This is a genomic window from Pedobacter sp. ASV28 (assembly GCF_016428855.1).
Lineage (GTDB): Bacteria > Bacteroidota > Bacteroidia > Sphingobacteriales > Sphingobacteriaceae > Pedobacter.
The window spans coordinates 1-8,565 of the sequence record NZ_JAELTN010000110.1; the positions used below are offsets into that span (position 1 = coordinate 1).

At 38.1% G+C, this 8,565-nt stretch carries 6 protein-coding genes; 2 read left to right on the forward strand and 4 right to left on the reverse strand.

What is annotated here, in order from left to right; translation table 11 throughout:
* The 4 genes from JHD79_RS22130 to JHD79_RS22145 form a co-directional block, all read right to left on the reverse strand.
* Nucleotides 1–1,003, reverse strand: a 1,003-nt coding sequence (locus JHD79_RS22130; protein WP_199121540.1) for a hybrid sensor histidine kinase/response regulator, incomplete at its 3' end; no start/stop codon positions are given.
* Nucleotides 1,004–1,016: 13 nt separating this feature from the next.
* Nucleotides 1,017–3,131 carry a 7TM diverse intracellular signaling domain-containing protein gene (locus JHD79_RS22135; protein WP_233164839.1) on the reverse strand — a complete coding sequence of 705 codons (2,115 nt, stop codon included), beginning with the start codon at nucleotides 3,129–3,131 and terminating at the stop codon, nucleotides 1,017–1,019.
* Nucleotide 3,132: 1 nt separating this feature from the next.
* Nucleotides 3,133–3,855 (reverse strand): hypothetical protein, encoded by a 723-nt coding sequence (locus tag JHD79_RS22140; protein ID WP_199121542.1) that lies wholly within the window; start codon nucleotides 3,853–3,855, stop codon nucleotides 3,133–3,135.
* The gene (locus tag JHD79_RS22145; RefSeq protein WP_199121543.1) at nucleotides 3,842–6,175 is read right to left on the reverse strand and encodes an Rv1355c family protein; all 2,334 of its coding nucleotides are present in this window, start codon (nucleotides 6,173–6,175) and stop codon (nucleotides 3,842–3,844) included. The genes JHD79_RS22140 and JHD79_RS22145 overlap by 14 nt, the downstream gene beginning before the upstream one ends.
* A gap of 118 nt (nucleotides 6,176–6,293) precedes the next feature.
* Here JHD79_RS22145 and JHD79_RS22150 point away from each other — a divergent pair, with 118 nt between their 5' ends.
* Nucleotides 6,294–6,749, forward strand: coding sequence for a response regulator (locus JHD79_RS22150; RefSeq protein WP_199121544.1), 456 nt, complete (start codon nucleotides 6,294–6,296; stop codon nucleotides 6,747–6,749).
* A 195-nt stretch (nucleotides 6,750–6,944) separates the two neighbouring features.
* Nucleotides 6,945–8,565 (forward strand): IgGFc-binding protein (locus tag JHD79_RS22155; protein WP_199121545.1); only part of this gene is annotated, 1,621 nt, incomplete at its 3' end.

An 8,565-nucleotide genomic window follows, 5' to 3' on the forward strand; every position in this document is an offset into this window, starting at 1 on the left:
TCTTATTCAATGCTTCTTTTACTATGAATAAGCCTAGGCCGCTACCATGGTGGGTTTTGCTTTTAAAGAACTGCATGAATATTTTTTCAAGGTGTTCTTTCAAGATACCCATTCCATTATCATTTATATTAATTAAGGCTTCATAATCTCTCACCTCAACATCTATATTTACTGTTTTATTGGGTTCGCCAGACTTTTGATATTTTATTGCGTTTGATATGAGATTGCCGAGTATGACCTCAATTCTGAACATGTCTCCCACAAATACAACGTCTTGTTTTATATTAACGTTAAAAGGGGTATCCTTATCTGCATAGCTGTAAAGATCAATAAGGTCTTGGATAAGTTCCTTAAAGTTAATTTCTGTATGATCTAGTAGGTTTTTGGAATTTTTGTAGTACTGGAGTGTCTTTTGGATATAGTAGTCGAGCTTATTCGAGCAGGTTTCGATAAGGCCCCAATACTCTCCGCTAGATTGGTATAGACCTTCCATCTTAACCAGGTTGATAATGCCAATGACAGATACGAGCGGTGCCCTGAGTTCGTGGCTAATACTGTAGATAAACCTGTTGAGTTCATCATTGGTTTTTTGAAGTTCCGTGATTTTATTTCTTAGGTCTATTTTTGATCTATAGGCGTCGTAGGCATTTTTAATGGAATTATGAAGCTCCAGGTCGTTCCATGGTTTGGTAATATACCTATAGATATCGCCATGATTAATGGCATCGGCCAAAGCTTCTATATCTGTATAACCGGTAAGTAAAATGCGTATGGGATCTGGAAAAGTATTGCTTATGCTTTTGAAAAATTCAACACCAGTGGTGTTTGGCATTTTCTGATCGGCAATGATCACATGGATATCTACGTTTTCTAATATTCTAAGCCCTTCTATGGCAGAGATGGCGGTATATATTTCGTACTGTCTCCTAAAGCTAGCTTTAAAGGCCTGAAGGTTGTTTTCTTCATCGTCTATATATAAGACACGTACGGTAGATATGCTCATAATATAAAATAGTTTATGGTGTATTTACTTGCAAGGTAATAATAAATTCAGTTCCTTCCCCTAATTTAGAGTTAACTTCTATATTTCCCTTATGCTTTTCTATAATGCTAAAAACGATCGATAGTCCAAGACCAGTACCTTCGCCAATATCTTTTGTGGTAAAGAAAGGTTCGAAAATTCTGTGCTTAACCTCCTCGCTCATACCAGTTCCGGTATCTTTGATGCTTATGAATACCTGTTGTTTATCATACCAGCTTTTAATGGTCAAAAACTCTTCTTTCTGTTGTACTTCCTTAATTTTAATAGCCTGTATGGCATTTGAAACCAAATTCATAAAAACTTGATTTATTTTACCCGGCATACACTCTACTTTTGGCAGATTTCCCAAGTCTTTTATTACGGTAAGGTTATCGGGCAAGTTGTTCCTGACCAGTACCAGCGTAGATAAAAGGCCTTCGTTGAGGTCTATAGGCTTCATGTCAGATTCGTCTAGCCTGCTGAAATTTCTTAGGCTTCTGATGATTTCTGCTGTTCGTTTTGCTCCTTCATTGATCCCAGAAAGAAGGCTGGTAATTTCGTTGTTTACGAAATCTAGGTCGATCTGTTTTTTGTAGGCTTCGATTTGATGGATCTGAGCCTCTATGTCTCCGGTAAGGTCAATGTTTTCATATTTTTTAATGATTTCCTTGAGGTCATCAATATCTAGCTGTAGAGGCTTAACATTAGAGGTCACAAAGTTGATCGGGTTGTTGATCTCATGCGCAATACCAGCAGTCAACTGACCCAGGGCAGCCATTTTTTCGGCATCAACAAGTTGCGATTGGGCAGATTTAAGATTGTTTAGGGTGATGTTCAGCGTACCGTTGGCACTTTCTAATTCTTCGGTTCTTTCTTTAACTTTTTGTTCTAGTACAACATTTTGTTCTTTGATCAGCCTCTGGTTTTCAAGTGAGGCACTTAGGGCCTGGGCTTGTGCCAACTCGTTTTCCTTTTTAAAGAAATTGATCTTATCGGCCAAAGCAAAAGAAAGCAGAATTACTTCTATACCAGCGCTAATTTGTAAAAGATAAATGGTGAAATTATTATAGGGTATAAATCCATAATCTTTCATGATGAACATAAAGGTACCGATCAATAGGATAGACCATGCTACCAAATAAAAACCGGCAGGCTTGAAATGTTTTTTGAAGTATACATAAATGGCTATCAATAATGCGATAAGCGCACCAACGGATGTAATGACCTGCATGAGTATAAATGCAATGTAATTTCCGGCAATGAATATAAGAAGGATATTACCGATAATCAATACAAAGATGACAGTCAGTACATTGTAGCCTATTTTAAAATAGGTCTTGATTTCCAAAAAAGAAATGGTAAACAAGTTTGCGAACAATATGGCCATACAAGAAAATAGTACTGTGGCATAATCATTTATAGGGCTATTTTCAGACCAAAAGTATTTAATGGCATAACCTTGTATGGTGATTTGGGCAAGCCAGGTAAATAATATGTAAAAGATGTAGAATAAATAATTTCGATCTCTGATAATTACAAAAAGAAATAAATTATAAATAAACATAACGGCCATTATACCGGTATAAATGCCAAAAAACACCTGTCGCATAGAGAAAAAATCTAGCAGGGTGCTTTTTTCATATACCTTGATAGGTACAATAAACATTTCTTTGGTCTGTAGTTTTAAGTATATGTCAGTATGGCTATCAATATTGGTGTTTAAATTAAACGATACGCCTTGGGCTAGTTTGGAAGGAAGGCCCAAGAATTGGGGGACGCTTGTAATCTTATCGTTCTTAACAAGATACATTTCCGCTACGGATAGCCTAGATTGGTCCAGGTAGATTAAGGTGTTATTGGTGGGCTGTGTATTCAGATTGAATTTTATCCAATATATAGATTTGCTTAATCCGTAGTTGAGTATGTTTGATTTTGTAGGAACGAAATCTTTTTTGGCAACACTATTGATAGTTTCCTGGTGCGTTTGGTCTTCATAAATATAAAATCGGTCAACTTTAATGGTTTTGCCATCGTCTTTTGCATGTAATCCTATGGGAATAAGAAACACGAGTAAGCATGTCGAAATAAAATAAAAGACATTCTTTCTCATTTTAATGAGCAGATAGGTCAAAATGTAAGTTGATGATATCGCCATTTTTGGTTATTAATTGTTTCTGATTAATAGGATTTGCCCTTAAGGACATGATATCGGCTTTTATGTCTTCGTGTGCAAGTGAGAGTTCGGCTACATCATCAATTAATATCGACGTTGCGGTAAGATCTTCCTTGGGATAATAAAATTTACCGTTAATCCCAATTTCTCTAATTACCCTAAAGCCTCCTTTGATAGAATTTCTGTAGGTGGCAGGTGCGCAAAGTCCAAATAGAGAACCCATTCCCAGTATTCCGGCATAAGCTACGCTGGCAATACTTAATTCAATGCTGCCAATGCCTAATCCGGCAATTTCCCAAGAATTCCATAGGCCACAAAACTCTCCTGTTTTGGCATCTGTACGTTCTTCTACCATCTGAAAAATTCTGCTGTCCATTTCTCCAACTGCAGTTTCTATGGGCAAAGGGTTTTTTCTGTTGGCAATATGAATCCTGCCACCGGCTAATGCTCTTCCCGTGCCTTCTTTGTCGGCAGTTACAAGTATCACATAGATGTCGGGGTTAATGACCCAATCTATTTTTGCGGAGGTAATTTGTGTAATGCCATATATTTCTAAAACATGCGTATGACCCTCAATAAACTTCATGCAGGAAGCCCGGTCTTCAATAGCTCTAAAGGCTCTGAAATATAGATCTTTAATGACTGGTTTAGACTCTTCCAATGGATAAAATTTTAGTGGTTGATTTTCTGATAGTTCGCTCTGGAGATGCGTTTGCCCTGAAGATCCTAAACATAAATAGTGCTTGCTGATCAACATTATCAAAAATATGATTCAGTGTTTGTGCTGCACCAGTTAATTGAAGTTTAATTTCCTCGGGTAAAGGAAGGTTATTCTCTACTTTATTTTTATAGAAAAAGATAAGTGGTACATTAATTGGATGGATTTTTAAATCTAATGAGGTAGCACCAAGCCATAACTTTTCGGCTGCAATTCCGCAAGAGATCAACGATACTGCATCATGGGCAGGCATGCTGATTAGTCCAATGGCCGAAGAGGACATGAATTGCTGCATGGAAAGTCGTTTAAAACCGCTACCTCCATTTATCTCTTGGAGGAATCTGACCATCCGTTCGTCTTTCAATAAACGGATACCTACCTGGTCTGTGTTACTTAGGTCCAGGGTATGGATACCAATTCCATCTTCTGTGCTTTTGGCCTCGTCTATGGTCCAACGCATTTCTCTTGTAATAAAATCTTCGTAAGCTTCAGGAATAAACATCCTAAGCAAATCTGTCTGTGTAGAAATGGCGGCCAATGTTTTGATCTTTTCCGGATCTGTTACAAATTTAAGCCGGGCACCCTCTACCTGTTCAGTTAATTTTGTTAAATATTCAAACTGCTCTGCACCTATTTCCTGTTTGGGGGTAATTTTGCGATTGGTATGCCTTAGTGAAATTTGTTTTTCCAATAGCAACTCCTGCTCGGAAGGGGAATGGCCATCGTAAAAGTTAAATAGGGCAATATGGGTTGGCGCATATTGAGGGGTAAAGTGCCAATTTACCTTGAGGTGCTGTGCCGAGGCTGCTAGCAACAGGTTTTCTATGGCTGCTCCTATAGATATATAAGAGGAAATGAATTGGGGATCCAAATAAGCTAGCGCAGAACTTTCATCTAGAAATAGGTGAAGCTGTCCATCTTGATAATGCCAATGCCAAGGCTGGTTATTTCCGCCTGAAGGCGCCTGTTTAGCCGCCTCTATTAAGCTTAATAATTGCTGCTCTGAAAGTGGTATACTCTCTTTTTGTTTAGCAGAGAGGTTGTTTTTGATAATGAAAGAGCTAAAGTCTTCGCTATTCAACGGTGTTTTGGAAGCATGGGGTAAAGGCTGAGCTTTAGCAATAGCTGGTGGATCACTGATCAATTCGTCCAGATCTAAGAAAAACCTTCCTGAAATTTTTAGTTGGTCCAGTAATATCTTTCTAGATAGATCGGCAGTAATTCCACCCCCGTAAGTTACTGCACTGGCCAATTGAGGCCAGGTTGATATGGTGGCCATGAGCTCAACTCCTGAGGCTTTCATTCTTGGCGACAAAGTTTCTAAACCAGTTACTGCCGTGATATATGGAACTCTCTCGTCAAGGGTGGTCAGTGATTTATAGCGCTCCATGTCCAAATGTTCTACCATTCCATGTAAGATTGGCCGGTCTTTTTCCAGGTCAAACCTTTCAATGTCTATGGTGCCCCGGTCGCTGCCTTCCATTAAAACAGGAATGCCGAGTTGTTTGGCTGTTTTTCTAGCATTGATTTTGATGTCGAAGCTATCGCATTCATCAATTAACAGGTCTAATTTGCCATTGCCTGTTAGAAAATCATTGATATTGCTTTCTGTAATTCCTTCATGAAAACAAACTACCTTTAGGAAAGGATCTATCTCGGCAATTTCTCTAGCTACGATAACCGTTTTGGGAACACCAATATTATATACCCCAGTTCTGATCCTATTGATATTGCTGAGGTCCAATGCGTCAAAATCGGCAATCCTTAATTCGCCAAAGCCACGTTCCATGGCCAATGTTAATGATACAGATTGGCCAACGGAAAGGCCCATCACACCAATTTTTTTGGTGGAAAGTAAAGCCTGCTCCTTATCGGTTATTTTGTGTTTATTTCTGTTGGTTCTTACTATACTAAACTCCGGTTCGTCCAATAGGTGGACCAACTTGCCCGCCCAGGGATAATATGCCCATACCCCGTATTCTTCAATAGGGCCGGTGGAAAATTTCTGTTTTACTGCGTTTTGAAGCTCGGTAGGAGGTAAAAAAACAATACTAGGGTTAATGCACCTCATTAATTCCGCCACTTGTTCTTGTATCGTGTCAAAAACCTGGACATTGGGCGTAGTAGCCAACAGTTCCTCAAATCTTTTACAATCTTCTGCTTGATTTAGTCTAAATAGGAGGGGTTTGTAGATGTTTTTTTGTGTTTGTGCTTGCTCAATGAGCTTAGATAATCGACGGGGAGTTTCGGCCTGTGAGTACATTATTAATGGAAATAATTTGATTGTTTCTGAGCAAAGTACGTGTTTTCTTTCTTAAAAGACTAAATTAGTTTTTTAGAATTACAATAAAAAAGTATTTTTAACTTTTTATTAGCACAAAATGACAGCGAATATCCTTTACGTTGATGATGAACCACATAATTTAAGCGCTTTCTCGGCCACCTTTCGCCGTATGTACAAAGTGTTTACAGCAGATTCTGCCGATGAAGGTAGAAGAATTTTAGATACACAAGATATTCAGGTGGTCATCACGGATCAAAGAATGCCTAAAACAACAGGTGTAGAATTCTTGGCCTCTATTTTAGAAAAACATCCAGAGCCCATTCGGATGATCTTAACTGGTTATACGGATATTGATGCGGTAATAGACGCTATTAATAAGGGACAGGTCTATCGGTATATTCAAAAACCATGGATGGAAGAAGACCTAAGGATAAACATTGATAAGGCAATTGAGATCTATACCTTGAGAAAAGAAAACAAAGAACTTACCGAAAAGCTCTTGATAGCCAACAAACAACTTGAATTTATTGCCCGTCAGAACCTATTGTCATAGCTTTATAAACGAGTATTTCTGCGATAGCATGTAATGCTTTTTGTTTGAACAGTCTTCTTCTTGCAAGCCTGTTTTATTGGTCGATACAAAATCAGGATTTGACGATACTAAGGGGATAATTGAATAATTATATAGATAAATTTAATGCACCATAACCAATTCAATTATTAAAACTAATTCTACCTTGAACATCAGATGAAAAACAGACTATTGCTCGTTTTTTTTGGAATTTTGTTTTTCATAAGTAATCTCAAATTATTGGCCCAAAGTACCTCTAACAAAGGGAAAGACTTTTGGGTGGCTTATGCTGGACATATTGATGGATTGACCTCTAGGATGACTTTGTTTTTATCTTCTGATATAAATACGACTTATACCGTTAAGTCAAATGGGTTAACGATTGCAAGCGGAATGATTACCGCTAACATAGTAACCCCTGTATTTATTGATCCTAATCAACATGGGGTATATATAGGCTCTTCTAATGTAAAGGAAATAAATAAAGGTATCAATGTAACTACTGGCGAACCTATATCATTATATTGTGTTATTTCGAATAATGCACGGACAGGGTCTACACTGGTATTGCCTACTTCTACATTGGAAAGAGAATACTATGTCTTTTCTTATCAGAACAAGGGAAGCTCTAATATAACACCTTATTCCGAATTTACCATTGTAGGTGTTCAAGATCAGTCAGTTATTGAGATCACCCCCAAACAAAGCAGTAGAGATGGCAATAGATTAGCCAATGTTCCTTTTCAAATTACCTTAAATAAAGGAGATGTTTACCAGTACCAATCTGTTAATGATTTAACCGGCACACATCTTAAGGCAATTTCTGGTTGTACACCTTTTGCAGTTTTTTCGGGAACCACCTGGTCTGCATTTTGCGAAGATGGAAACTCAAGGATACCAAATGGTGGCGATAATCTATTCCAGCAGTTATTTCCGGTTACTGCCTGGGGCAAAAACTTTGTCTCTTCTCCATTCTACAATACACTAAATGGAAATACAGATGTAATCAGGATAATTGTGGCCGAAGATAATACCACGGTTAATGTGAATGGAAGTACAACTTCTGCCAATGGAACACCTCTGTCAAATCCTTACAACAAGGGAAGTATTATTACTTTTTTTACAACTAAACCTAATATCATCAAGGCCAGTTCGCCTATTGCCGTGGCGCAATATCAAACTTCACAAACCTGTAACCTGAACAATGGGGCAACCACTGCACAGGGCGTGGTTTATGCTGGTGACCCAGAAATGACCATCTTAAATCCAATTGAGCAAACCCTGAAAGATATTACGGTTTATTCAAGACTGAACAGTGTTGCGGGGGTAAACACGAATATTGTAAAATATTTCTTGAACGTTATTATCAAAACGATAGATATAGCGGGCTTTACTTTGGATGGTGCTTCAATTGCCAGCCAGTTTAAACCCATTGATAACAGCGATTATAGTTATGCGGTAATTGATGTAACCAATTCTAGCGATCAACATAGGTTAGTTGCTGCCGGAGGTTTTACTGCTATAGCTTATGGATATGGAAATGTTGAGTCCTATGCCTATCTGGCAGGTACAGATTTAAAAAACCTTAAAAGTAATATTCAGGCTTTTCAAAGTGGAAGCACGGTGGCCTCCACAAATTTTTGTTTGGGCAATAGTTTTGATTTCATACTCAAGATTCCATACTTGACAGATAAAATTACATGGAACCTTAATGGGGGAGCAAATGTTGAAGTGATGAATTCTCCTAGCTATACCACCAAGGTAGAAGATGTCTCTTATACACATCTCCGAGCCCACG

Coding starts and splice junctions, on each gene's coding strand:
- JHD79_RS22135 (WP_233164839.1), bottom strand. CDS start 3,131: ATGAGAAAGAATGTCTTTTATTTTATTTCGACATGCTTACTCGTGTTT.
- JHD79_RS22145 (WP_199121543.1), bottom strand. CDS start 6,175: ATGTACTCACAGGCCGAAACTCCCCGTCGATTATCTAAGCTCATTGAG.
- JHD79_RS22150 (WP_199121544.1), top strand. CDS start 6,294: ATGACAGCGAATATCCTTTACGTTGATGATGAACCACATAATTTAAGC.